This is a genomic window from Chitinophaga caeni, assembly GCF_002557795.1.
Taxonomy (GTDB): Bacteria; Bacteroidota; Bacteroidia; order Chitinophagales; family Chitinophagaceae; genus Chitinophaga; species Chitinophaga caeni.
The window spans coordinates 1,265,873-1,291,941 of record NZ_CP023777.1; the positions used below are offsets into that span (position 1 = coordinate 1,265,873).

Sequence of the window (26,069 nt, forward strand, 5' to 3'; positions counted from 1 at the left end):
TTTTGAATTTGCGGAAAGGTAAAAAAAATTTACTGCCCGCGAAAAGATAGCATCGTGAAATAAGGAGAACAATGAGAAAGAAGCATTGTTAAATTAAATAGAACTATATAAATCGTAACTTCAATTATGCTATTACAACTTCACCCGGACAATCCCAATCCCCGCCAGTTAAAGATGATCGTAGAGTGTTTGAAAGACGGCGGCGTGATTATTTATCCAACTGATACCGTGTACGGGATGGGTTGCGATATTTATCAACATAAAGCTATAGAAAGGGTAGCGAGGATTAAAGGCGTTGATCCGAAGAAGGCCCATTTCTCTTTTATTTGTTCTGACTTAAGCCACTTGTCTGATTATACCAAAAGTGTGGATACGCCAATTTTCAGGATGTTGAAAAAAGCCCTACCCGGCCCTTATACGTTTATCATGCACGCGAGTAAGCAGGTGCCTAAGTTGATGAAAAATAAGCGGGATACGGTGGGTATCAGGGTACCCGATAATAAAATTTGCCATGCTATAGTGGAGGAATTGGGAAACCCGATCATGAGTACTACCCTGCCGGTTGATGATTACATCGAGGAATATACAGACCCTGAAATTATCCACGAAAAGTTTGGCAACCAGGTCGATATTGTGGTAGATGGGGGCGCCGGGGGGATCGTTTTCTCCACGGTAATTGATTGTACAAGTGGAGAGCCTGAGTTGGTTCGGGAAGGGGCCGGGAGTTTTGAAGCAATCACGTAATCACGCATTTTTATGGATTTTGGGATTTCACAGATTTTTCGGAGGTTTTTATGAAACGATTTTTTGTTGTCTTGTTTTGTAGCTTGGTTTCGTTGGCTGGTAACGCGCAGGAGAATGTGCAGGAGCCACCGTGTGATAGTTTATATGATAATTTGTATGATGGGTTTAAGGAATATTTGCAGCGTTACCACGATAAGTATAAAGAGATGACTTCTTACAGGTTAGGGAGCTTGAAAATGAAGGAAGTTTTTCTAAAGGAGGATATTGGAGGGGCTTTTTATAGAAATCATTTTGGATTTTTTTGTAAAAAAGAGTGGGAGTTGGAGCAGCAAACAAAGGTTCCGCTCCGTGTGCGGTTGGGAGGTTTAAGCATTACTGACAGGTTGGAGGGGAAGGAATAGAATATTTTTAGCGTTTAATCTTCATCGTTCGGGGTTTTTGCTATTTTTTAATTGAGATAACGTTACCCGATCGGGCGGGTTCTAGGATATAGAATTTTACGAAGGGGGAGCAAACAAAAAAGCGTGTCAAATTTTATAGACACGCTTTTTTGATTGTATTAAATAACGGGTTACCCGGATTATTTTATCCCCATTTTCTTCGCGATAGCAGCAGGGATTGCTTTTTTATTTACCATGAAACAGGTGGTTTTATATGCGAAGTATGGAACAGATGCATAGAAATAACCGCCGCAATCATTGGTTTCACCCCAGGAGTTTTTCACTTTGAAGAACAGGTCACCATTTTGATCTTTTACGATACCGGTGATATGCATACCATGATCATCTTGTGTTTCGTAATTATCGAAAGCTTCCTGGCGCATTTCTTGCGTAATTTTCTTTTCTTTTACCGGGTTGATGAAGGCATCTTTACGTTCAGCCTCGGTCATGTCGCTGAAATCTTTTTCAGGAACGATTGCTAAGCCATCCCTGTAATTGAAACCTTTCTCACTTACATCCGCAGCCCAAGCCAAGGTGTAACCATCAGTTACAGCATCTTCCGCGATTTTCACGAATTCATCGATCGGCACGTTGTAAACTTTTTCCCAGTTCCAGTTATCAGGAACTTCCAACACGAATTTGCTATAAAAAGGATGGTGATTAAAAGAGGAAATAATCACGTAATCGTTCGGATCGATACCGAGGTATTGAGCGAAAGATTGCGGGGTATATTGTTTACCATTGTATTCAAACGTTTTTGGCGCATCACCCATGTAAGCGTCCAATGTACCTTCAATGGCTTTTGTCCAGCTAGGGTTCAGATGTTTGGCTTCACCTAAAGGTTTTACCATCCCTTCTAACACGCTCACCATTTCGGCATGGTTATAAACTTTATCGCGGTTGCCATCGTACACGCTCTGCGGCACCATACCAAACTCGCGTAAACAAAGAAGGTCATCGGGGAATCCACCACCTTCAGCGAAGTTGGATTTACCGTGCATACGAACATAGTTAGCCGCTTTCATTGGGTACATCCTGCGAACCACGAACATTTCGCTTAAATCGACACTTTTATTTTTGTCTTTCCTCAAAACTTCGGATTCAAAGAAAGAAAGACCGGAGAAGCTCCAGCAGGTTCCTGTTCTACCTTGGTTTTGGATTCCGGTAGCGTTGGCATCGTTAATTACAGAGAACTTATAATTACTACCTGTTTTGTTTGTAACCGTAGATTGTGCAAATACACCGAGGCTGCAAAGCATGGCAGCGCTCAACAACAATTTCTTCATATATCTTTTAAGTTAAGAAAACTAGAAAAACCAAAAATAAGGAAACATGACTAATTCGGGGTTGTTAAAATGGGATAAACGGAAAGATTAGATGGTAATATTTGTTTATTTATTGCGCGATTCATACGCATTCCTGGTGATCTCCCATTTCCATAGGGTATCCTTACCGGGAGTGTCGATATTCCCGGCAAACTGCATCCCGTTTTTTTGAAGCACCTTTACGGATGAATCGTATTCCTCCAAAGTATGCGCTACCACCTTGTGGATGTATTGATGGTGGAAGGCAAAACGAATGAATGCCCCGACCATTTCGGTGGCATAACCTTGTTCACGGTACTCTTCGGCAATTTCGTAGCCGATTTCTACCGTACCATTCTTATCCGGTTTACCTTTAAATCCACCTGTTCCGATTAATTTATTATCAGCTTTGTGTATAATCAAATAAAAGAACCATCCTAGCATGGAGGGATCATTTTTTAATTTATCATAGGCGATAATGATCATTTCCGGGAACTCCGTCCACCCACTTGGAACCGTCACGCCAAGAGCTTTTGAAAGCGCTTCATTTCCATGTAAACTTGCTTCAAAGTGTTGCAAAGTACATGGCACTAGTTGTAACCTCGCAGTTTCGATCATGACTGAAAACTAATAAAGGGAATTGGTAAATCCAAGCAGGAAACATTGATATGTAATGTTTAGCAGGAAATGCAAAACTACAGGCTGAAAAAATTTATTATTTGGTTAATGGGCCTCCAACCAGTTATTCCCCGAACCTAGCTCTGCTTCGATCGGCACATCGATTTCCATCGCGTTTTTCATATGCTCGATAATTAGCGGTTTGAGTTTTTCGAGTTCCGGCTTATACACATCAAAGATCAACTCATCATGTACTTGCAGTATCATCTTGGATTGGAATCCTGCTGATTGCATAGCTTTATGAATCGAGATCATGGCAAGTTTAATCATATCTGCTGCTGTACCCTGGATCGGCATGTTAATGGCGTTGCGTTCTGCAAAGCCCCGAACCACGGCATTGGATGAATTAATGTCTTTTAACCAGCGTTTACGACCCAGCATGGTTTGTACATAGCCATGCTCTTTTGCAAACGCTACCTGGTCTTGCATGTACTGCTTAATTGCCGGATATTGGATGAAATAATTATCGATGAGCCCCTTGGCTTCTGTTCTTGAAATTCCGAGGTTTTCTGATAGCCCGAAAGCGCTCACACCGTATATAATACCGAAGTTCACACTTTTAGCATTCCGGCGCATATCGGGACTTACCTCTGAAATTTCAACGCCGTAAACCTTAGCAGCCGTGGCCGTATGGATGTCGGTTCCGGAGCGGAAGGCCGCCAGCATATTTTCATCTTTACTGATAGCCGCGATAATCCGCAATTCAATTTGGGAGTAATCAGCCGATACCAAGATGTGTTCTGCATCCCTCGGAACGAAAGCCTTCCTGACCTCACGTCCCCGCTCGGTGCGGATCGGGATATTTTGCAGGTTCGGATTATTGGAACTCAATCGCCCGGTCACTGCCACAGCCTGGTTGTAAGACGTATGTATTCTTCCCGTGCGCGGATTAATCATCGTGGGAAGCGCATCCACGTAAGTAGATTTCAATTTGGTTAGTTCCCGGAACACCAGGATATCTTCCACGATTTTATGTTTTGATGCGAGTTTTTGGAGGATGTCCTCACCGGTAGCATATTGTCCTGTTTTAGTTTTCTTTGCTTTCGGATCTAATTGTAATTTTTCGAACAGCACTTCCCCTAATTGTTTAGGAGAAGCCAGGTTGAATCGAACACCAGCCTGTTCGTAAACACTTTCTTCCGCCCGTTTGATTTCTGCTTGTAACTCGTTAGAATAATCGGATAAAGTCTGTTTATCGATGGCCACACCCTCATATTCCATATCCGTCAGCACTTTAACCAGGGGATTTTCGATTTCGTAGAATACCTTGCTCACTTCACGTTCGGCTACGATAGGGGCGAATTTATGTTTTAATTGAAGCGTGATATCAGCATCTTCAGCAGCATAATCTTTTACTTTTTCCACGGGAACATCGCGCATATTGCCTTGGTTTTTGCCCTTTTTGCCAATCAGTGTTTCTATCGAAACCGGTTCGTAGCCCAGGTATTGGGCGCTGAGCAAATCCATGCCACGCCTGCCTTCCGGTTCAATAAGGTAATGTGCCAACATCGTATCAAAAATACTGCCCTTGATAGCGATATCATACCATTTCAGCACGATTAAATCGTATTTAAGATTCTGCCCTATAAAAATAATATTTTCCTTATCGAATAAGGGTTTGAAGGTGTGCAAAATCTCCAGCGCGCCTTCCCGGTTAGGTGGAACAGGCACATAATAGGCCGTGCCGGGAGTATAGGAAAAGCTCATTCCGACTAATTCCACATTATTCGCATCGGTACCAGTAGTTTCGGTATCGAAGCAGATCTCATCTTGTTCCAGGAGCTGTTGTAATAGCGTTAAATGCTCTTCGGGCGTACCTGCGAGAATATAATTATGCGGCGTATTTTCGATGTTCTTATCTGCGACCAACCCGACCTGCTCGGTAGCGGGTGCGAGTGTTGCTGCTTTAGGCGTATTTTTTTGTTCAACCGGAGCGCTAAACAGATCTTGTTGCACTGCCACGGCAGACTGCGTAGCATCCTGGTATAATTCGCCCAAGATCCTTTTACCGAGAGTACGGAATTCCAGCTCGGCAAATATTTCTGCCAAAGCAGCGGGGTTCATCGGTTTAATGCCGAAGTTTTCCTCGTGAAACTCAACGGGAACATCCGTGATGATGGTAGCTAATTTCTTGGATAAAACAGCGCTATCCGCCCCGGCCTTAATTTTTTCACCCATTTTTCCCTTGATATTGTCGGCATTGGCAATTACATTTTCAAGGGTGTCATACTCGGCTAATAACTTCATCGCCGTTTTTTCACCGACGCCCGGTATCCCGGGGATGTTATCCACGGCATCGCCCATCAGCCCCAGGATGTCAATGACTTGGTCGACGCGTTTTATTTGCCATTTTTCGCATACCTCTTTCGGACCCAGGATTTCTTCTTTACCGCCACCGGCAGGGGGTTTATAAATAAAGATATTATCCCGCACCAATTGTCCGTAGTCCTTATCAGGCGTCACCATATATACCTCGTAACCTGCATCGGCGGCTTGCCAAGCCAGCGTGCCGATTACATCATCCGCCTCGTATCCGTCCACTTCCATCACGGGAATATTAAAACCTTCAATGATTCTTTTGATATCAGGTAGCGCCTCGATCAAATCTTCTGGAGCATCTTCACGGTTGGCTTTATAGTCTTCAAAATCGGTATGTCTTTCAGTAGGAGCATGCGTATCGAATGCCACGGCCATATGGCTAGGCTTTTCTTTATTGATTAATTCAAATAAAGTATTGGTGAAACCAAACTGGGCATTGGTGTTTCTGCCTTTGCTGGTAATGCGTGGGTTGCGCAAAAGGGCATAGTACGCGCGGTACACCAAAGCCATGGCATCTAATAAGAATAATTTTTTACTCATGAGGTAAAAATACGTAGAAAAGTATTTTCGCCTGCATCAATTACAAATTTCCCGCTTAAGGCTATCTTATTAGGGCACAAAAACTTAGTACCTTTACGGGATGAAGAAGATGTATTATTTATCCACATGCGGCACTTGTAAAAAAATTATCGAGAAAGTAGGGGCTACCGAAAAGGGCGTCACTTTGCAAGACATTAAAAAAGATCCTATTACAGATGCCCAGTTGAAGGAAATGCATAATTTAGCCGGAAGTTACGAGGCATTATTCAGCCGCCGCTCCCAGAAGTACAGGCCGATGGGCTTACACGAGAAAGAATTGACCGAAAAAGATTACCATGACCTGATCTTACAGGAATATTCATTCCTGAAGCGACCGGTTACAATCGTGGGCAAGAAAATTTTTATCGGCAATGATGCCAAGAGCGTGGAAGCGTTGGAAAAAGCATTATAGTTCTCAAGCCTGAACTTGCTTCTTTTCTTGTTGTAAACTATCTACGAACTCTTTTACGACCGCCTTGTAGGCGTACATATCGCCATTATCTTTATAAGACTTGAAAGGGAATGTGGCCGCGGCTTTTAGCGCTTCTGCCAAGATAAATTTTTGTTGAGGGATACAGTAACTGTATCCTTTTTTCATGAAGTAATCGCCGAGATATTCCTGTTCCGATTGGCCGGGAGTGGGAATGAGAACCGATTTTTTATCCAGTTTAGCAAGATCCATTAAAGTAGTATAACCGGTGCGGCTGATTACCAGGTCTGAAGCTATCATGGCTTCATTGAGTGATTTAGAGTCGAGGTGATTTACATGGATGATGCCCGGCGCGATTTCATTTTTAAATGGTTGCCCAGGTAAACCGCTGACGATCAATGCTTTGATAGGAAGAGATTTGATCTGTTCCAGGATCATCGATTCCAAGTTGGAACGTTGCGGTTCCGGGCCGGAAATTAATGCCAACACATCGTATTTTTTCTCTATACCCGGTATCGGTTCGAACCTGGAAAGGCAGCCCAAGTACTTGGTATGTTCCGGTAATTTTTTGGGATGACCTAGTTCTCCGGAAAGATTATTATCTCCTTGAAAATCAGGAACCCAACATTCATCATATTTATTTATATATGAATAATTGATGCTTTGCAGCCAATTTTCAACAGGTTTGCCGAAAGGAGTCTTGATCAATAATTGATGGGAAATAAAAACCGATTTGATACCAGGGTGGTGCAACCCGAAACGATTATCAGAGATAACGGCATCAATTTTATATTCTTTAACGATCTCTCTTAGCCAGTTATTCTCATAAGTCACCGACTTATATATTTTAGGAATTTGTTGTATGATCTTCGGTCCGAAGAAAAGACCTTTTTGAGCATATTGAATCCGGTAACCGGGTAAGGGCAGCATGGTTAATCCGGGGAACTCCTGGTGAAGTAAAGCGGCATGTTTGCCTTCGGCGGCAATAATCACCTCGCAGCCGGCGTTTAATAATTCATAAATCAGGGGAATGTCGCGCGTAGCGTGGCCTAAGCCCCAATCAAGAGGAACGATTAAAATTTTTTTCGGTACTTGCGGAGATGTTGACAAAAAAATAAATTTTTATTTGCGAAAATAGTTTAATTTAGAATTGACCATTGTTAAGAAAAGGTAAACTCTCCCAGGACTGGCTATTAAGTAAACGGACGAAATAAGATAAAATATGAAGAAATTATTATGGATCATAGCCCTGCTGATTGGTACGAGTATTTTATTTCAGAGTTGTGGTGTTTTTAAAAAGAACGATTGTGGATGCCCAACAATGAACAAGCGTAAAATGCATTAATCGAAGCAGGCACAAATTATTTGCTACCTATACCTAAGATCACCTATTGATGTCAGCTTTAAAAAAGATTACCATTAAGAGAACTTTCAAATTTTACGTACATGAAGCCTGTAGAAAGAGATTTATTAATCTTGCTACATGAAGACCGATACAATGAGCAGCAAATCCAACTCGAAGTGAAGCAAATCAGCGAAATGCTTACACTGGTAGAAACTATGGAGTTTATTGCCTCCGCTACCGAATTAGCTGACTGCAACAAACGTAGGGTTACTAGTAAGCGCAATTTGTTGGAAAAGGTTTTCAAAAGAAAAGCACCGAAACCATTTGAATTTATTGTTCATAAGAACTAGTTATTCAGAGTAATTACATTTTCTTGATACACAAATTTTGGTATCAAGAAAAATTTATTGTCATCTCTCCTTGTTATATCCAATTGTAAAATTCTTGTTGTAGGTTTGCTTCAAACAAACCTTCGTCCTGATGTTAGATCAATCGCAACTGCAAGACTATCTAGCACCTATTTCCAAGTGGTTGCTGAACCATGATAATTTGTATACTGATTTGCAAATCGGTAACATGATCGATGCTTATGAAGAAGAACATTGGCCCGATCTTGATAATGCTGATATTGTTTTAATCGGTGTAAACGAAGAACGGGGGGCCGGAAGAAAAACGCCTGAAATGCATGCGCCCGATTTGGTGAGGGAGGCGTTCTACAAGTTATATCATTGGCATCAAGATGTAAAGCTGGCTGATCTCGGGAACCTATTACCGGGAAATGCATTAACGGATGCATACGCTGCGTTGTCGTCGATTGTAGGGGCCTTGATAGATGCCGGGAAAACGGTATTGGTATTAGGTGGTAGCCATGATCTTACCTATGCCCAGTACAAAGCTTATGCAAATAAACAATACATTATTGAACTAACTGTTGCCGATGCATTAATAGATCTCCACGAAGATACGCCTGCACGCGCTGAAAAATTCTTGATGGATTTGTTTACAGAACAACCCAATTACATCAGGCATTATAATCATATCGGTTTCCAAAGTTACTTCGTTCAGCCCAAGATGTTGGAAACATTAGATAAACTTCGGTTTGATTGTTACCGCCTTGGCAAACTGAGAGAAAATCTTGATGAGATAGAACCTGTACTCCGAAACTCCGATATGCTAAGCTTCGATGTTTGCGCTATTCGGCATGCAGATGCACCTGCGAACGTACTTTCTCCTAATGGTTTTACCGGTGAAGAGGCTTGTGCAATAAGCAGGTATGCAGGCATGAGCGGGCAGATGAGCAGTTTTGGAATTTACGGGTATAAGCCCACCCAAGATCAGTATGGGCTAACAGCCATGCAAATGGCTCAAATGTTATGGTATTTTGTTGATGGCAGGGCTATCAAAAATAAAGAAGCCATGTTGCATGATAAAGATGCCTTCTTGGAATTCCATATAGCCTTCTCCGATATTCATACCAAGTTCCTGAAAAGCAAGAAAACAGGCAGATGGTGGATGCAGCTTCCGGATAAATCATATATCCCTTGTGCCTATAATGATTATTTATTAGCCAGTAATAACGAGATACCCGAAAGATGGTTGAGATCCCAAGAAAGGGCCATTTAGATGGAATTTTAAATATAGGTTCCCTTGGCAGGAAACAATTGTGGTCTGGGCTAATCCGGTGAAACATCCCTTGACAGGAAACAATTGTGGTCTGGGCCAATCGGTGAAACCTCCCCTGACAGGAAACAATTGTGGTCTGGGCCAATTCGGTGAAACATCCCTTGACAGGAAACAATTGTGGTCTGGGCCAATTCGGTGAAACCTCCCCTGACAGGAAACAATTGTGGTCTGGGCCAATCGGTGAAACATCCCCTGACAGGAAACAATTGTGGTCTGGGCTCGCGAGCCCAGACTGCTGGATCCGGACTGCTGGATCCGGACTGCTGGATCCCAGACTGCTGGATCCGGACTGATGGAAAAATGAACAAACTGAACAGGATATCTAAAACAAAATTCCGGTAATTTGCCTTTTTGTTAATCCATTAACCTTTGTTTGCAATGAATAGGCAGAGAACGAGTCTTCGGTTGCCGGGGTATGAGTATTCCAAAAATGGACTGTATTTTGTCACATTTGTCACTTATAATAGAGAGAAATTTTTCGGGAACATCAGGAATGGCTTTATGTGTTTAAATGAATATGGACCCATGGCTTACAATAGGGTGTATTGGTTGGAAGAACAATATCCCTATGTAAAAATCCATGCTTTTGTAATTATGCCGGATCATGTTCATATCTTGTTAGAGATCAAAGCTACCGGAAGGGAAACCATGAAGGTGAAAACATTGATGAGTCTTGTCGGGGCATATAAATCAACCACAGCCGCCCGAATCAGGGAAGCCGGTTTGCGAAATTTCAGGTGGCAGGCATCTTTCCATGAATGGATTCTTAGAAAGAGTTGGAATCCAGCGAACTTTAACCGTTATATTCTTCGCAACCCGGCCAATTATTTAAAAAGAAAGAAACAAAATAGTAGAATAGGTTAAAGGCCCCGCATAATGGCATACACGGCAAATGTACCCAGCCAATGATCACCGCTATAATGGCCACTTACAACATTAGGCAAAGCTGCATCAAGATGTTCGAGCGCTAACTTCTTAATAGCAGCTTCATTGGCACCCGCATGTTTGGAAATATTGAACAAGCACCATGCGCGGCTTAAATTCAATCCTTCCAGGTGGACGAGCTTACCATCTGTTCTGTCATTAACAATGGTGATCTTGAATAATTCATCGGGGTGTTGGTACAATCCCGGCAAAAATTCGTGCAACCATTTTTGATATTCCGCAGCAGGTAAGATACGCCACATCAAGTCCGCTTCTTCCAAAGAAGGGGAGAGGAAGTCATAGCCACCCGGCTCCCATTGTACCGGGGCATTTTTATCATTAGCATAAAAGCGGGTTGCCGCACTTTTTATAGCTGCTTGTAAAGCTTCATCCTTTACGGTGCTTGCATAGTCCCAGGCTAAGCTCAAACCGAAAGCGAGGTTGGTATGTTCACCAACACGGATGGCATAGGCTAAATTGGAAAGGAATGAAATATAAGATTGCGCTATGTATTTCGCCAATGGTTCAACATTCGCAGCCAGTTGCTGTCCCAACGGATCTTGCCAGGTATATAATTCAGCGTACAGTTGTAACAACCAGCTCCACCCGTAAATTCTTTCGAAGCCACGATTCTCCTTGTTTTTAAAGACTTTTATTTCCTGGAGAATATTTGCGGCAGATAAATTTTGTGTCAACTTTTTTTTAATCACAGCCTCACTTGGTAAGTTTTTAAACTCTTTCAGCAAACGCACCAATGTCCAGTGACCGTGAACGCTGCTGTGCCAATCGAAGCAGCCGTAAAAGGCGGGGTGGTAATTTATCGGCGCAACAGTGTAATCGGAATCGGGAAATACGATGCCTGTTTTATAAGGGTATTCCTGTTGCATACAGCGAAGCGGTAAGCTTGCCAAATGTTCGGCGCCTGCAACGGAGAGTTCTATTTTACCCTTAGTTTGCGTGTAAAGCGGCGTTGAAAGCTGTGCCATACCTTTTGTTTGTAAAATGAGAACGGTGGCAATAAAAATAAAAATGCGTTTAAAATACATTGGTTGACGTCAGTTTATTAACTCTTGTTGAATAGTAATTTGAAATAAAATGATGGTTTTGTAAGTTGCTTGCGCAAATCGATCTCGTAAAACATGCAGGAGATCAATGATTTTAATTGTTTGTTCTTGGTGCCTAAGTTCATTAAGAAATTAAATAAACGAGGATATTTGACTAATTGTTGCAAACGGTGACTGAGCTTCAACTCCGGCCCCAGCGCTTTATACACCCTGGCGTCATAAGCAGATAGGAATGCGGCGCTGAAATCGTTAGCTGCTAGAGCTTCCTTGGCCTTATCTGCGGCAAACCTACCCGTGTAAATCGCGTTGCCGATACCCTCTCCCGTAAATGGGTCTATTAGGTAAGCTGCATCACCGGTCAACATGTAATTTTCGCCGGATATAACCCTTTGCTTGCTTCCCAGGGGCAAACCATATCCTTCGATATTGCTTACCAGTTCGGCATTCTTAAAACGTTCTTGAAAAACAGGATCTTGTGCAATCGTATCTTGTAATAGCTTTTTTAAGTTTACTTTCTCCTTCCTAACGTGGTCTGAAAGCATGTCTAGCCCAACATTTGCCTCACCATTCGGTAGCGGAAATATCCATAGATATCCCGGCAATAGGGATTTCAGGAAATGTAACTCGATGAAATTGTCTGCTTGCATACCGGTAACGCCTTTGTAATAGGCCCTTATCCCGGCAGCATAATGCTTGGGTTCCATCTGGATGTTTGCAACTTGCTTCGTAAAACTGCTATGCGCACCATTAGCAATGATCAACAACTTGGCATGGATTGTTAAGTCTCCCTTTGCATCGGAAACAGTATATCCTTCCGATGTTTTTTGATATTGCTCTATGGCAATGCCTTCTATTAATGAAATGTTTTGACTGCGTTTCAACTCGTCTACTAAAAAATTGTCGAAATCAATACGCTTACAAACAAATCCCATCGGTAAATCTACTTTCTTGTCATAGGCAGGTTTGTACGGAACTTCCATGCTGGTTCTACCGGGCGCAACGAAAGTTACTCCCCAACTATCTTCTTTCGGGGCAAATTCCCGGAGTCTCCGTGCAATGGCCGGGTCGATCTTCTCAAGGCAAGTAATAACTTTGCCGCTTAATCCATCTCCGCATACTTTGTCCCGGGGAAAAACTGCTTTATCCACAACGATACTTTGTATTCCTTGCCTGTCAAGTTGCAATGCGGCGGCAGCTCCCGCGGGCCCTGCGCCGATGATGCAAACCGGTATATTGAACTGTTGCTTCATGGATTCTTGGTTATACACTTAGTTTCTGTGAGGACGAATGTAGTAAAAAACAGGCTCAATAGCGGGCTAAAAAATCTTCCGAATGGCTATCTTTACGGCAAAAATCTAATTTCATGTTTGGTGATTTAATGGGAAAGCTGCAAGGTATGCAGCAAAAAATGCAAGAAACGAAAGGCCGCTTGGCAAATATTACAGTTACCGGGGAAGCGGCTGATGGTTTGGTGAAAGTAGTCGCAAACGGTAACCGTGAAATTAAGAGTTTAGAGATTGATGAATCTTTATGCTCGGCTGATCGTAAAGAGGAGCTGGAGGATTTGATGATCACTGCCTTGAACAGGGCGCTTAAGAATGCTGAAAATGTTTGGGAGACCGAGATGAAAGGTGCTGCTGGTGGACTTTTTGGCGGAATGGGGCTGCCGGGGTTGTAAGAAATAAGATGTTTGTAGCCGGGGCATAAGTTGACCCGGCTTTATATTAATACTGTTGGTAGATTTTCACCAGGAATGCTTCTGTGCCGCGGCGGATTTGTGTACTGGTTGCATGGTGATTGTTGACCAAGATACTGAAAGCCAGTGTCCTTCCTTTGCGGGTAATCAAATACCCGCTCAACGCAACACAACCATTTAAAGTGCCTGTCTTGGCAAAAACAGCATTTGGCGCCTCTCTAAAATAGTACTTCAACGTTCCTTTTCCCCCTGTCGCAAATATTTGAAACAGGCGCTCTTTCGGAAACTGGTTGTATAATTTCTTTAACACGTACACGAAATCCATAGGGCTGAATAAATTATACCGTGACAAGCCGGAACCGTCTGCCCACTGCGGATCTTGCGGGAACTCGTTCAATAATTCTCCTTTTACTTTCTTGATGACCCTAGCCGTGGCAATGGTGTCAAATTGCTCCGCGGAAATCATCATTAGCAATTGTTCTGCAAAGAAGTTATCACTATGATGCATGAAGGGGATAAGGAGGGAGTCCAATGGCCGGCTATGTAAAAGCCTTCCTGTTCCATGTGCAGGAATATTATTCGCTTGATGCCAGGTATTTACTGCTTTGTGAAGTGTATCCTGCAAGCGGAAGGCTACCTGTTGAAGATCGCCTGTTATAAAAGGAACATCGCTGATAAAACGGGAAGTGTCCTCTTTTTTATAGTGTAAATAAAATTCATTCTTTCTCTCGTCCCTATCGGCGTAAGTGTTTTCTGTAGAATCCGGTGTTGATTGGATATGAACAGGGAAACCGGGAATTATATGATACTTGCCTTGGTGCCAATTGATACGGGCGATATTTCCATACATAGGTAATTCATTCCTTTCCGGCTGATAATAGTCGGGATAGTCACCCCAAGCCCACCCTGGCCCGAAGCGCGTATTTTCGTTAACAGCGGGAACCAGGTAAATATGCTTTGCTGTAGTAGACAGTAGTTGATATAAGGGTTGGCGATCTTTAAAATCCGGATGCAAAAATGACGGATCTCCCGTTCCTTTAATCCAGATGGCCGTATCATTTTCCCAAATTCTGGCTGCCGGTAGAGAGTCTCCTAAGAAGCTGAGTGCGCTAAAAAGTGTAATGATCTTCGTATTAGAAGCAGGCTGGAAGAATTTATTGCCTTGATATTGAAACCAGGTTTTCCCGGATTGAATATCCTCGATATAAATACCGGTATGTGCAGTTTGAAATGCCGAGTCCGACAGCATATCGGCAGCCCAGGACTTAATCTTCGCCGTAGATTGGGGAAAAGCTTGGGTGGCCATTAATAGCAAGCTAAATGAGATCAGGTATTTTCTTGTCATATATTATAAAAGAAGCCCCGCATTAAACGGGGCTTTATTATATGTAGTCATTAACTAAAATACTTGGTAATGCCTGGTTTGGCATGCGCATAACTACCGTCTTCTAAAGGTAAAACCGGTGGCGGCGCATCAAAGGCATAGCGTTGCGGTTGAATGCTCAAACCGGAATTCAATGCTTGATCCCAATGGATCACCTGGCCGGAATAAGTGGAGAGCCTGCCAATGATGGCCGACAAAGTTGCTTCTGCGCCTCTTTCGGCATCGGCAAACTTGTATTCATTCTTGGCAATAGCTGCAAATAGCTCATCATGTTCTGTTTGATAAGGGTTGTTTTCTTTTGATTTATCAAATTGATACAACACTTTTCCTTTATGATCCACGATGGTGGCACGGTCGCAAAGGATGCGGCCTTTTGTGCCCACGATTTCTTCATCTACACGGCTCGGTGCATCTTTCCAGTGGCGGCATTGGCTATTCATTACCACGCCGTTTTTGTAGCGGTATTCAACCGCGTGATGATCGAAAATCTCGCCGTATTCTTTACCGGTACGTACGGCTCTTCCGCCCATGCCCAGCGCGGTATCGGGTGTTTCGCCCATGAACCAGTTGCCGACATCGATATTGTGAATATGTTGTTCCACGATATGATCCCCGCAGATCCAGGTAAAATAATACCAGTTGCGCATTTGGTATTCCATCTCGGTTTGATTGGCTTGACGGCGTTTCATCCATAAAGCGCCTTGGTTCCACCAAACTTGAGCTGCCAGCATATCACCGATAATGCCGTCCTGGAAGCGTTTATATAATTCCCTGTAAGAGTTTTGATATCTTCTTTGCAGTCCTACAACAACATTCAGCTTTTTGGATTTGGCGATTGCCGCGGCATCCAACACTTTCTTGATGCCCGCGGGATCCGTGGCTACGGGCTTCTCCATGAAAATATGTTTACCCTGGCGAACCGCTTCTTCGAAGTGGATAGGGCGAAATCCCGGAGGGGTTGTAAGGATTACTACATCGGCCATTGCGATGGCTTGCTTGTAAGCATCGAACCCGATGAATTTATTATTACCGACATTGATGCGCCCGGGTTTATCGGCCAACGCTTCTTTCAGGTTCGCCAAGCTACTTTCGAGGCGATCGCTGAAAGCATCAGCCATTGCTACTAATTGCACATTTTGAGCAGTACTCAAAGCTTGACCCGCAGCGCCGGTACCCCTACCGCCGCAGCCAATTAAGGCTATCTTTATGACATTGTCAGAACCGGAAAAATAATTTGCAGAAGAGATGATCGGCATAGCCATGAGGCCACCTGCAATGAGGGAACCCTTTTTCATGAAGTTCCTGCGATCTAAGTGGAATTTTGTTGATTTTTCGTTTTCCATGTTAAATTTTTTGATTGCTGCCGGCTAGCCGGAGATTTGATTTTAGTACTATATAGGTGGATGTTGAATGATTGATTAACGCGCTCCTACATATTTGTCGATCACGGATTCAAAAAATGCTGCTGCTTCTTCCGGTGTAGGTTGTTGTAAAGGGCGGACAATACGGAAGCCGATAAAAGGGGCATCTGCATTCCACCATTTACTTTTGGGTATTTGCGGATCCCGGCGGTTCCAATTGATGTCCGATTTCAGCCTGGTGGCACTTCTTGCCTGGCTTGCCTCATCTTTGTAATTGCCACCTTTGATAGTCCTGGGCGATTTTGCTGTCGGTTTATTCCAAGGGTTCTTGTTGGAGGCTTTCGACAAGAAAGCTTCATCGTATTGATCGAGTGTCCATTCTGCAACATTGCCGAGCATGTCATATAGTCCCCAGGCATTGGGTTGCAACTGACCTACTTTATGATATTTATCTTCACTATTCTTTTTATACCAAGCGTATTTCTCTAGTTGACCGGGATCATCTCCGAAAGGATATGCCGTTGTAGAACCGGCCCTGCATGCATACTCCCACTCGGCTTCAGTTGGCAGCCTGTAAAATACGCCTGTTTTATGATATAACCACCTGCAATACATTAATGCACCGTACTGGCTCATACTGTTGGCCGGGTATCCGCCGCTTTTACCCATTCCTAAAGTCAAATCAATGTAGGGAGGGCTGGGGCGGGTCATGCCATCTGGCAGGTCTTCCTGGTCTTTATCGGCATCGGCAAAAATATCATACTCATCGAAAGTTACTTCGTGAACGCCGATCCAGAAAGGATCTACGCTTACTTTCTTCCTCGGTCCCTCATTGGGATTCCTGCCTTTCTCTTTTGAATCGCTGCCCATCTGGAAGGTGCCGCCTTGGATAGCCTGCATCTCGAACGTCACTTCCGTGCCGGGAATACTTTGGGTATACGCTTTAAATTCTTGTTTGCCAGTCTGTTGTGCTAAAGTAGGTAGACTAATAAGGCTGCTTGCTAAAAAAACGATGCTAATATTTTTCATGCTGATTTTGGTGAATAAGTAGAGCTGGTGAATTTAATAATTCATATAAGAACATGCAATTTATTTTACGGAAGCGGTTTAAATAGCAGATAAACTGGTAGTTTTTTAGAAAAATTGCCCTTATCTTGAATGCGATTAATTTCAAGAACTTTACCAAAATTCCTCGTTATGGAAAGACGCAAATTTTTGCAACAGGGCACCTTGGCCGGGATATCCAGTTTGGCATTCGGGTCGGCTGTAGCCCATGCAAAGCCCGGCGATGTTACTATGCCTGAAAGTGCCGGAAAGACTTTTAATCTCAATTATGCTCCCCATGATGGCATGTTTGCGCAATCTGCCGGGAAGGATTTTCTCGACCAGATACGATTCATGCATGATCAAGGTTTCAGGGCTATCGAAGATAACGGCATGCTAGGCAGAGATGTGGCAATGCAGGAAAAAATCGGGAACCTGCTACAAAAGTTAGGCATGACAATGGGAGTATTCGTTGTTGATGGCGGCGATAACTGGAAAGTTTCCCTCACCACTGGGAAAAAAGAGTTTTTGGACAATTTCCTGGCCACTTGCAAAAAATCGGTTGAAGTGGCTAAGAGGGTGAATGCTAAATGGATGACCGTGGTACCGGGTTACTTTGAAAGAAGGTTGCCGATCGGTATTCAAACCGGGAACGTGATTGATGCGCTCAGAAGGGGAGCGGAAATCCTCGAAAAAGAAAACCTGGTGATGGTTTTAGAACCATTAAGTGATAATCCTGACCTGTTCTTGAGAACATCTACACAGTCTTACGAAGTTTGCCGGGCGGTCAACAGCAGCGCATGCAAAATTTTATATGATATCTACCATATGCAGCGCAATGAGGGAGACCTGATCAAACATATAGATATGAGCTGGGAGGAAATCGCCTATATCCAGATCGGGGATAACCCGGGCAGGAAAGAGCCGACAACCGGGGAAATCAATTATAAAAACATTTTCAAACATCTTTATAACAAGGGGTTCAAAGGTGTTTGTGGCATGGAGCACGGTATTTCCAAACCCGGTAAAGAAGGGGAAGCACGCCTGGTTCAAGCCTACCGCGAAGTAGATAATTTTCTTGAAAACTAAAATATTTAACCATGAGAAGAATGCTTGCATGGTGCCTGTGCCTGCTTAGCGTAGGTATTTTAGCATCGAGCTTTAATCAGAAAAAAATAAAAGTAGCTTGCGTGGGCGATAGTATCACGGAAGGTTGGGGTTTAGGGGACAGTACTTACCCCAAACATTTGCAAAGGATTTTAGGGGATGGTTACGAAGTGAAGAATTATGGAAAAGGCGGACGAACGTTATTGAACCACGGTGATTATCCTTATATGAATGAACCGATGTTCAAAGAAGTGAAAGAATGGCAGCCGGATATCGTGGTGATCAAGCTCGGTACAAACGATAGCAAACCGCAAAACTGGAAATTTAAGGATGAGTTCGCTGCCGATTATAAAAGCATGATTGATCAATTCAAAGCATTACCGAGCAAACCGAAAATTTATATCTGCTACCCGATGCCGGTGTTTAAAGATAATTTCGGCATCCGCGAATCTGTAGTGAAAGGGGAACAATTACCGATGATAAAAAAGATCGCCAAACAAAATCATGTTAAGCTGATTGATTTATACAAACCTATGTTGCCTTATGGCAATTTAGTCCCGGATGGCGTGCATCCTAATAAAGAAGGCGCTTATTACTTGGCAGCAGCAGTAGGAAAAGCGATTAAATAAAAATATCTTCTATAAAAGTTAATGGCAGCATTTTGAGGATGCTGCCATTTTTATTTACTGCGGTAATTATTTTATTAAAGCCCTTGTTCCTCCAACCAATCTATACACAATTTAGGCCAGGCATTCAGCACTTTGTCTTTCGGCGCCATTCCGTAACCATGACCGCCATGATCGAAAATATGTAAACTGGCGGAAATACCGTGCTGCTTCAAACCCTGGTAAAAGAACCAGCTATTTTCAACCGGCACAGTTTTATCGTCGGTAGAATGCACCAGGAAGGTCGGTGGTGTTTGATCGCTAATTCTGAGGTTCGTAGATAATGAATCGGCCATCTGTTTGCTATAATCTTTACCTAGTAACATTTCAGCGCTATATGCATGCTTGAAATTTGTATTTAAACTGATTACGGGGTACACCAATACCGCGAAAGCCGGACGAGTACTAGGTTTATCAGCACTTCCATCTCCATTGTCTATGATCGTTGCAACAGAAGAGGCTAGGTGTCCCCCGGCGGAAAATCCGAGGATTCCTACTTTGCTGGGATCGATCTGCCAGGAGGCCGCGTGTTGTTTTATATAACGCAGGGCGGTGGTGGCATCGTCCCATTGCGCGGGATAAGTGGAGCCGCTTTGTTGGCCATCATTGAGGCGGTAATGTAAAACAAAGGCATCATAACCATGCTCATTGAAGAATAACGCTACATCCTTTCCTTCATGATTCACCGCTAGGTTAGTATAGGCGCCTCCGGGACAAATCAATACTGCTGCCGTTTTCCGATCTTTAGATTGACTTCGGAAATATTCGAAGTAAGGCGCGTCTTGAATAGCTTGGGCGCCGCCGATCTTCATCTTGGCGCCGGGATGTAATTCGATTCTTTCTTGAGCCATGGAAATCATACTGCTTGTAAATAGAAAAAGACTGGCTATAAAAAATTGTTTCATAATGTGGAATTTATGAGGCTTGATTAGATGGATTCGGAGTCGAAAATGACAACTTTATCCCAATAATTTTTACACTTTTCAACAAACGCTAAGTGGGTTGGGTGTACTTGGTAAGTATCATGATCCGCTTGATTGTTGAATACCGTCAATAGGCAATAACTATAACTTTTATCAATTACGGGCCTGTCGGTACTAGCGGGTTTGCCCACGTTAAATTCTTTTATCTCTGCGATTGTTCCCAATGAACTTACACCTGACTCAAAATCTTTAACTTCGGCGGCAGAAAGCCCCGGTTTTAAATAAAAATTGACTACGTGTACGAATTTCTTTGCCATAACATTATTGAATTATCACGATTTATTTAGAAATATATTTTTGAATAGTCCTGCTATTAACAACATACAACAACGCTACGATAGCCAACGCGGCGATGAAAACACCAACGCCGGGATATTTGGATACGCTTAACTGGTAATATTCCAAGCGATGCGCAGCCCAAAGTTGAATGATGGAAATGAGCGCCAAGCAAACGACGGCAATTACAAAATACATGGGTACAAACTGTTTCAGCAAATAGCGTTTCAATTGCGAAGGCGCCGTACCGAGTGTTACTAATAGATTGATTTCTTTCCTGCAACTGGAAATAATTAGGCGGATAAACATGCTGAAGACCAAAAGCGCAAAAAGCAGCAACACTACACCGAAGGCGCCGATCACGCTGACGATGATTTGTACGACAGTCCTGATTTTGCTGTTCTTGAGCTTATCCGCATCGGTTGCATATTTATGTTTTTCGAGGTAGCGTGTTAATAGGGGGTCGCCGGGATCTTTCGTTTTGATGATGACCCGGTTGGGATCCGGGTTTGCAGCGGGGGCGTACTTCTTATTGGCCCAATCCATAAAAGTTTGAGGTACGAGTATGGAAGATATCCTGTCTGAGAACCCGGCAATCTTGCCAACAAATTCCTCTTGGCCGTAATTATTATAGATAGTTACCTTGATCGGCAACAACTTAACATTGTCTTGGGAAATCTGCGGCAAGCCCTGGCTTAAAGCGAAACCGAAATTGTACATGTTGAGCATACTATTGGGCAACACGATCGGCAGCAACCTGTTACCGGGCTGCCATTTCCAATCTTCCGGTTTGATATCCAGGAAACGATCCGGTACCGATTCAAAAAATAGCGCAGTAGAAAATTGCAACTCCACGGGAGGTTGGGCTTCTACTTTGAATTGACTGGCAGTCATGATGCCGAAGTCGGCCACGAAACTTTGTTTTTCTATATCCGCTATTTCAGATGGTGTAAATGCATTTTTTTCTGCGTTTCGATCACTTTCCCTGGTAATATTTTTATTGAGAACAAGAAAATCCGCACTCTCATTTTTATTCTTAGGAGAATGTAACAACTCGTTGAAATTAGCATAAAGCTGGATAGATATAAAGATCAATATCATCGCTATGCCTAGGCCAAGGTAAGCCATCCAATACCTCGACTTCCCGATTCCGGAGCGTATGATCTTCTTTAATAATTGATTGAAAGTATGCATAGCCGGAATTTAAAGTTGGTATTCAAGTTGGTATTCAAAATGTTGATCATCATCTAAATCGGTTAAAATAAACCCTGCATTCCTTTTTTTGCAAGCATCGGCAATGAGCTGGGCGGCCTTACGGGTATTGTTTTCGTCCAGGTGACTGAATGGTTCGTCCATCAGCAACCATGAAAAAGGCTGTGTTAATGCACGGATGATAGCAATTCTTTGTCTTTCTCCATATGAAAGGGTTGCAGCGCTTTGTTGTAATACATGGCTCACTTGCAATTGATTCGCCATGGAGTCGATTTCTGCGTCAGTACAATAAGCTTTACCACTCATGCAATTTTTTAATTGAATATTTTCCAAAGCGGTAAGTTGCTCAAACAAACGTAAATCTTGAAAGATGATACTAAGTTCCTGTTGACGTAACTGTGCAACTTGGGAAGCATTATAATCTTGCCAAGGATTGCCGTTTACCAGCACCTTGCCCGTATAATCATAACGGGTATTGTACAGGTAATGGATGAGCGTGGTTTTACCGGTACCGGAGGGCGCTTTGATTTTTATAAATTTCCCCTCTTCGAATTGTATTTCATTATTCCATACCCCCGAACCTTGCTGGCTAATCTTTTCCTTCAATGGAACGGGAAGTAATTGCTGTATGGCAAGCTGCATGGCTTCAGAGTTTAATTATTTTTTAAAGGATTCAGCCACCTGGCTTCTGAGTTTGATTATTTTTAAAGGATTCAGCCACCTGGCTTCTGAGTTTGATTAATTAAAGATGTCTCGGCCTTCGTGCTTCAGAGTTTAATTAATTAAAGATGTCTCAGCCTTCGTGCTTCAGAGTTATTTAATTAAAAAGTCTTGGCCTTCGTGCTTCAGAGTTTAATTAATTAAAGATGTCTCAGCCTTCGTGCTTCAAAGTTTAATAATTTTTTAAAGGATTCAGCCACCCGGCTTCAGCGTTTATTTAATATAATTGTTTCTGCCTTTCACTTAAATGATCTATAAAAAAAATCTTAGGCCAACTAAATTAAAGTTTTCTAGGCGGCATTCCTCATAATTCGTGAAATATCATTTAAATCAACATTAAGAGCTTTTTCCAAATGTTACTGCCTTATGATTCGGGCATCTAAACTATAGATGTCTGAAATACGGTTTTTTTGAATGATTTATCTTGGTAAATAGCTAAACCACTTGCTGGTTCGAGCTTCCAAGCTCGGACCCCCGCACAATGGAGGACCTTTGCAATTGTACCGGAAACGAAATGGCACCATCCCCTCGCACCACGAACAGCCAATTGTTGGATTCCTCATGCTGCCGAACACGTTGTTCTATCAGTTGAACGTTTTTCTGCATGGGAGTCCGAGCTTTGAAGCTCGAACTAGCGAGAGTTTCAGGTAATTTCAAAATAAAATCGCAGGGACCAAACAAGAAAACCACTTGCTGGTTCGAGCTTCCAAGCTCGGACCCCGGACAATGGAGGATATTTACAATTGTACCGGAAACGAAATGGTACGAACTCCTCGCACCACGAACAGCCAATTGTTGGATTCCACATGCTGCCGAACAAGTTGTTCTATCAGTTGAACGTTATTCTGCATGGGAGTCCGAGCTTTGAAGCTCGAACTAGCGAGAGTTTCAGGATATTTCAAAATAAAATCGCAGGGGCCAATCCAGAAAACCAAGACAGGAGCATCTATAGCTTGAAAACTCAAAACAAGAAGTAACTGCCGGGATATAGTTTAAATACAAACACCGGCGAAGAAAATTTCCTGCCGGCGTTGTACCGAAATGTTAAGTGATTGGGGTCACAAGTACATACTGTTAGTATTGCTATCACAGATATAACGGAAATCATAACTGCTACCCCTATAAGGAAATAAAAAAAGCACCGCGACTGTTATGCGCGGTGCTTTCATATAAAAATTCTTTAATGAATTATTGAACATTAGTTGCAGCAGGAGGAGCAACTGCGGTATCTATCTCTTCATCATCACCCATTTGTGACCATGTGGCCGCTTCGGCAGCTTGTTTCTGCTTGAAGATGCCATAAGCCTTAGTGCAAAGCTTGATGATTTGAGCCAAGGAGTTTTCATCCTGGTTAACAAAAGTTAATTCGGCTGTAGAAACCTGTTTGCCACCGCTAACGGTGCCGGATTGTGTTTTCAGTTCCTTCAACAAACCTTTAACGTCCGTTACCAAGCTATCTGGTACTTCGGAGAAAACAGAAGCCGGTACATTTTTGGATAATTTTTGGAAGTCGATATACATGCTGGAAACATTTCCTTTAGCATTGCTGATCATATCGCCGGATATTTTACCACCTGATTTACCGGTAGCATAATTATCCACCAACTCTTGGCTGGAGCCGATAATGATATCTTTTCCTTCGATTTTTGCACCCATGGTAGGAGGTACCTCTTTCAAAATGTATTTGTCACCTTCTTTCACGATAACATCCTTCATATCAGGCAGGCTGATCAACTTATCAAAAGCTTTTTCATCCCCGATTTTAAAAGTAAAGAGCCATTTAGCGGAAGGTTCTTTGTTGGTGTAAGTAGAATCCCACATGGAAGGCGTTTCTTTCACTGTAAAGTCGGAACCGATAACTGCAATCTCAGCATTAAAGGCGTTCATAATGTCATTCATAGTGATGCCCATCTTGGTGAGTTGCATATCGATCATGGAGTCATAACCTAAAGCTTTAATCAGGTCGCCGATAAGGTGCGTATCAAAGGCCATTATCGCATATCCAAAGACATTATCAGAAGGATATTTCTCCAATTGCTTGATATCAACAGTTTTGGAATCGTGTTTGTCCAATAATTCCTTCAACTCTTTACCATAGTACCCGGTAGATTTAGCCACTACTTTACCTTTTTCAAAGTTCAGGCTGGAAATGTAGAATGAGCCTTCAATCAGCTTTTTAAGGCCGTTTCCGAACATCGCTACAGCCATACCGGCCTGGCCAGGCATGTTTTTAAGTGAATTTTCAACGGTGGCATCGATATTCGCCCAATAAGCGATATCGGCATTTTCTTTGCTAAATTCTTTAAATGAAGTCATGGAGCTTGCCTTCTCATCATCTTTCAGGTTGAAAAGACGTTTAACTTCCGTTGTTAAAACGGCGGAGTTATCGACAGCAGGGGCGTCCGTATCCATAAATGAGCTATATTTCTCAAAATCAGGAGAAATCAATGCCATTACGGTTTTGTCATCCCAAGCTAAAGTAGCGTTGGTACCTTCTTCGATTTTAACAATACCGATTTTTACTTTATCGGCCGTAGTTACAGTTACATTCGGGATATTCTTTGTAACGTACGCTTCGAATTTAGAAGCGTCGGTTAATTTACCGATAGTAGCATAATACATTTTACCATCGGGGGTAGCGCTGGAGAAGAAGTACAAAGTACCTTTCAAATCCACGCCGGAATTTTGGAAATCCTTTACGCCCTTGGTAACCGGGTTAGAAGTATCTTCGGAGCCATCTGCACCGCTGGCGGTTTTGGAGATGGTTTCTAGGATTTTTTCATTAGATAATCCGCTTTCTAATAGTTTTTGTTCTAACTGCTTCGTGTTGATGCTAGCAACGAAGCTAGCTTCCTTCGGGATATATTTGCTTTGTTCAGGAGCTTTCGAACAAGATGAAAGAACCAGGATAGCCGATAAGGCTACCAACAAAACCCGGGATATCTTTTGTTTCATAAAAGGTAAATGGTTTTGATGAGATTTACTAAGTAACAAAAATACGACCATTTTTGGATGATATAATACTATTATTCATATATTATTGTAATTAAAGTCCCAATAACACAATAATTTTATCAAGATGTTATCCGTTTTAAATACCTACCTTTGATGATAGCGCCTATATTATACCTTGCCATTATTTATTGAAAAACCGAAAAACCACTATGTTCTTAATTCTTTTACAGTACATCCGCCCCGTTGCGGCCATAGATCATTATATGGACGGCCACTTGGCTTTTTTAGACAAGTATTATAAAAGCGGGCAATTTATCTTGTCTGGCAAGCGTAAGCCCCGCACGGGAGGGCTCATTTTGTGCAAAGCTTCCAGCAGGAGAGAGGTAGAACAGATTTTAGCTGAAGATCCTTTCGACCGTTTACAGCTGGTAATGTACGAAGTTATCGAGTTCGAGCCCACAGTGTATTCTGCCGAGTTTGCCAATTATATCTCTTAATCTAAAGCGTTTATTTTCAACGCATTATTTCTGCTCAATTTTGCTTCACTGCCAAGTTTTAACCAACCGGGAGGGATGGGGTTTTTCTGTCGATTAATGAGTGCCTTCTACTTCTTCTTTTAAACTTTCCAGCCCATCTTCAAACTGATCGGAGAGCATACCTTTCATGAGGAGTCCCATAACATTATAAGGCCGTTTCATTTCCGAATCGAAGGTCCAGGTTACGACGGTTGACCGTTCGTTGGGTACTAGGTCAAATTGTACATCCGCCTGGCTTTCTTCGGGTTGATAGAAATATATTTTCTGTTGAACTTTTGAATAAGGTTGTAAATGCGTGTGCTGTAGTTTTCCATCACCTATCTTTTTGCCTTTCCAAGTGGTGGAAGCGCCTTCGGTGCCATCTTCCCCCTGGATTGAAAAAGTGGCTCCCGGATCCATTTTCGACCATTCGCTCCATTTATTAAAATGCTCGAACTTGACAATATGCGGCCATATTACGCTATCCGGCGCATGGATGGCAATAGATTTTTCGATATGCACTTTGGTGGGGGCAAACATGACTAGTAAAATGGCAATCACGATGACGATGCCTATTAGCCAAGCAAGGAATTTAAGGAATTTCATACAGAATGGAATTGTTGATATAAGGGAATGTACGT

At 42.6% G+C, this 26,069-nt stretch carries 25 protein-coding genes; 10 read left to right on the top strand and 15 right to left on the bottom strand.

Features of this window, described 5'->3' with window-relative positions:
* The first annotated feature begins 126 nt into the window (after window positions 1–126).
* The gene (locus COR50_RS05365; RefSeq protein ID WP_098193043.1) at window positions 127–744 is read left to right on the top strand and encodes an L-threonylcarbamoyladenylate synthase; all 618 of its coding nucleotides are present in this window, start codon (window positions 127–129) and stop codon (window positions 742–744) included.
* A gap of 50 nt (window positions 745–794) precedes the next feature.
* On the top strand, window positions 795–1,145 hold the full coding sequence (locus COR50_RS05370) for a hypothetical protein (protein WP_157760634.1): 351 nt from the start codon (window positions 795–797) through the stop codon (window positions 1,143–1,145).
* A 179-nt stretch (window positions 1,146–1,324) separates the two neighbouring features.
* Here the strand turns inward: COR50_RS05370 and COR50_RS05375 are convergent, their stop codons facing one another.
* The 3 genes from COR50_RS05375 to polA form a co-directional block, all read right to left on the bottom strand.
* Window positions 1,325–2,470, bottom strand: a complete 1,146-nt coding sequence (locus COR50_RS05375) for a C1 family peptidase (RefSeq protein WP_098193045.1) — start codon at window positions 2,468–2,470, stop codon at window positions 1,325–1,327.
* 105 nt (window positions 2,471–2,575) lie between these two features.
* Window positions 2,576–3,106, bottom strand: a complete 531-nt coding sequence (locus tag COR50_RS05380) for a GNAT family N-acetyltransferase (protein WP_098193046.1) — start codon at window positions 3,104–3,106, stop codon at window positions 2,576–2,578.
* Window positions 3,107–3,211: 105 nt separating this feature from the next.
* On the bottom strand, window positions 3,212–6,025 hold the full coding sequence (polA, locus tag COR50_RS05385; protein WP_098193047.1) for a DNA polymerase I: 2,814 nt from the start codon (window positions 6,023–6,025) through the stop codon (window positions 3,212–3,214).
* Between the two features lie 100 nt (window positions 6,026–6,125).
* Between polA and COR50_RS05390 the strand changes: the two genes are divergently transcribed.
* Window positions 6,126–6,476 carry an arsenate reductase family protein gene (locus tag COR50_RS05390; RefSeq protein ID WP_098193048.1) on the top strand — a complete coding sequence of 117 codons (351 nt, stop codon included), beginning with the start codon at window positions 6,126–6,128 and terminating at the stop codon, window positions 6,474–6,476.
* A 3-nt stretch (window positions 6,477–6,479) separates the two neighbouring features.
* Here the strand turns inward: COR50_RS05390 and COR50_RS05395 are convergent, their stop codons facing one another.
* Window positions 6,480–7,604 (bottom strand): glycosyltransferase, encoded by a 1,125-nt coding sequence (locus tag COR50_RS05395; RefSeq protein ID WP_098193049.1) that lies wholly within the window; start codon window positions 7,602–7,604, stop codon window positions 6,480–6,482.
* A 336-nt stretch (window positions 7,605–7,940) separates the two neighbouring features.
* Between COR50_RS05395 and COR50_RS05400 the strand changes: the two genes are divergently transcribed.
* From COR50_RS05400 to COR50_RS05410, 3 genes are all read left to right on the top strand, one after another.
* Window positions 7,941–8,189 carry a hypothetical protein gene (locus tag COR50_RS05400; protein WP_098193050.1) on the top strand — a complete coding sequence of 83 codons (249 nt, stop codon included), beginning with the start codon at window positions 7,941–7,943 and terminating at the stop codon, window positions 8,187–8,189.
* Between the two features lie 130 nt (window positions 8,190–8,319).
* Window positions 8,320–9,462 carry a formimidoylglutamase gene (locus COR50_RS05405; RefSeq protein WP_098193051.1) on the top strand — a complete coding sequence of 381 codons (1,143 nt, stop codon included), beginning with the start codon at window positions 8,320–8,322 and terminating at the stop codon, window positions 9,460–9,462.
* A gap of 438 nt (window positions 9,463–9,900) precedes the next feature.
* A complete protein-coding gene (locus tag COR50_RS05410) occupies window positions 9,901–10,386 on the top strand; it encodes a transposase (protein ID WP_098193052.1) in 486 nt (161 codons plus the stop codon).
* On the opposite strand, the gene COR50_RS05415 is transcribed toward COR50_RS05410, so the two are convergent.
* Both COR50_RS05415 and COR50_RS05420 read right to left on the bottom strand, forming a co-directional pair.
* Entirely contained in the window at window positions 10,383–11,432 is a 1,050-nt protein-coding gene (locus COR50_RS05415) for a DUF2891 domain-containing protein (RefSeq protein WP_098196106.1), read from the bottom strand. The genes COR50_RS05410 and COR50_RS05415 overlap by 4 nt on opposite strands.
* A 77-nt stretch (window positions 11,433–11,509) precedes the next feature.
* Window positions 11,510–12,760 carry an NAD(P)/FAD-dependent oxidoreductase gene (locus tag COR50_RS05420; RefSeq protein WP_098193053.1) on the bottom strand — a complete coding sequence of 417 codons (1,251 nt, stop codon included), beginning with the start codon at window positions 12,758–12,760 and terminating at the stop codon, window positions 11,510–11,512.
* 113 nt (window positions 12,761–12,873) lie between these two features.
* Here COR50_RS05420 and COR50_RS05425 point away from each other — a divergent pair, with 113 nt between their 5' ends.
* A complete protein-coding gene (locus COR50_RS05425; RefSeq protein WP_098193054.1) occupies window positions 12,874–13,188 on the top strand; it encodes a YbaB/EbfC family nucleoid-associated protein in 315 nt (104 codons plus the stop codon).
* A 46-nt stretch (window positions 13,189–13,234) separates the two neighbouring features.
* On the opposite strand, the gene COR50_RS05430 is transcribed toward COR50_RS05425, so the two are convergent.
* The 3 genes from COR50_RS05430 to COR50_RS05440 all read right to left on the bottom strand — a co-directional run bounded on the left by COR50_RS05430 (window position 13,235) and on the right by COR50_RS05440 (window position 16,980).
* A complete protein-coding gene (locus COR50_RS05430; RefSeq protein WP_098193055.1) occupies window positions 13,235–14,551 on the bottom strand; it encodes a D-alanyl-D-alanine carboxypeptidase/D-alanyl-D-alanine-endopeptidase in 1,317 nt (438 codons plus the stop codon).
* 50 nt (window positions 14,552–14,601) lie between these two features.
* Window positions 14,602–15,933: a Gfo/Idh/MocA family protein gene (locus COR50_RS05435; RefSeq protein WP_098193056.1), complete on the bottom strand. Its 1,332-nt coding sequence runs from the start codon at window positions 15,931–15,933 to the stop codon at window positions 14,602–14,604.
* 75 nt (window positions 15,934–16,008) lie between these two features.
* Entirely contained in the window at window positions 16,009–16,980 is a 972-nt protein-coding gene (locus COR50_RS05440; RefSeq protein ID WP_098193057.1) for a formylglycine-generating enzyme family protein, read from the bottom strand.
* A 168-nt stretch (window positions 16,981–17,148) separates the two neighbouring features.
* On the opposite strand from COR50_RS05440, the gene COR50_RS05445 reads away from it, so the two are divergent.
* A complete protein-coding gene (locus COR50_RS05445) occupies window positions 17,149–18,084 on the top strand; it encodes a hydroxypyruvate isomerase family protein (protein ID WP_098193058.1) in 936 nt (311 codons plus the stop codon).
* A gap of 11 nt (window positions 18,085–18,095) precedes the next feature.
* On the top strand, window positions 18,096–18,731 hold the full coding sequence (locus COR50_RS05450) for a GDSL-type esterase/lipase family protein (RefSeq protein WP_198405782.1): 636 nt from the start codon (window positions 18,096–18,098) through the stop codon (window positions 18,729–18,731).
* A 74-nt stretch (window positions 18,732–18,805) separates the two neighbouring features.
* On the opposite strand, the gene COR50_RS05455 is transcribed toward COR50_RS05450, so the two are convergent.
* From COR50_RS05455 to COR50_RS05480, 5 genes are all read right to left on the bottom strand, one after another.
* On the bottom strand, window positions 18,806–19,672 hold the full coding sequence (locus COR50_RS05455) for an alpha/beta hydrolase (protein ID WP_098193060.1): 867 nt from the start codon (window positions 19,670–19,672) through the stop codon (window positions 18,806–18,808).
* Between the two features lie 23 nt (window positions 19,673–19,695).
* The gene (locus COR50_RS05460) at window positions 19,696–20,007 is read right to left on the bottom strand and encodes a Dabb family protein (RefSeq protein ID WP_098193061.1); all 312 of its coding nucleotides are present in this window, start codon (window positions 20,005–20,007) and stop codon (window positions 19,696–19,698) included.
* A gap of 22 nt (window positions 20,008–20,029) precedes the next feature.
* Window positions 20,030–21,220 (bottom strand): hypothetical protein, encoded by a 1,191-nt coding sequence (locus COR50_RS05465; protein WP_098193062.1) that lies wholly within the window; start codon window positions 21,218–21,220, stop codon window positions 20,030–20,032.
* A 9-nt stretch (window positions 21,221–21,229) separates the two neighbouring features.
* Window positions 21,230–21,880, bottom strand: a complete 651-nt coding sequence (locus COR50_RS05470; protein WP_098193063.1) for an ATP-binding cassette domain-containing protein — start codon at window positions 21,878–21,880, stop codon at window positions 21,230–21,232.
* A gap of 1,266 nt (window positions 21,881–23,146) precedes the next feature.
* Window positions 23,147–24,913 carry a DUF4836 family protein gene (locus COR50_RS05480; RefSeq protein WP_157760635.1) on the bottom strand — a complete coding sequence of 589 codons (1,767 nt, stop codon included), beginning with the start codon at window positions 24,911–24,913 and terminating at the stop codon, window positions 23,147–23,149.
* 209 nt (window positions 24,914–25,122) lie between these two features.
* Between COR50_RS05480 and COR50_RS05485 the strand changes: the two genes are divergently transcribed.
* Window positions 25,123–25,410 carry a YciI family protein gene (locus COR50_RS05485; RefSeq protein WP_098193066.1) on the top strand — a complete coding sequence of 96 codons (288 nt, stop codon included), beginning with the start codon at window positions 25,123–25,125 and terminating at the stop codon, window positions 25,408–25,410.
* A 93-nt stretch (window positions 25,411–25,503) separates the two neighbouring features.
* On the opposite strand, the gene COR50_RS05490 is transcribed toward COR50_RS05485, so the two are convergent.
* Complete coding sequence (locus tag COR50_RS05490; protein ID WP_098193067.1) at window positions 25,504–26,034, bottom strand: SRPBCC family protein; 531 nt, start codon at window positions 26,032–26,034, stop codon at window positions 25,504–25,506.
* Window positions 26,035–26,069 lie beyond the last annotated feature (35 nt).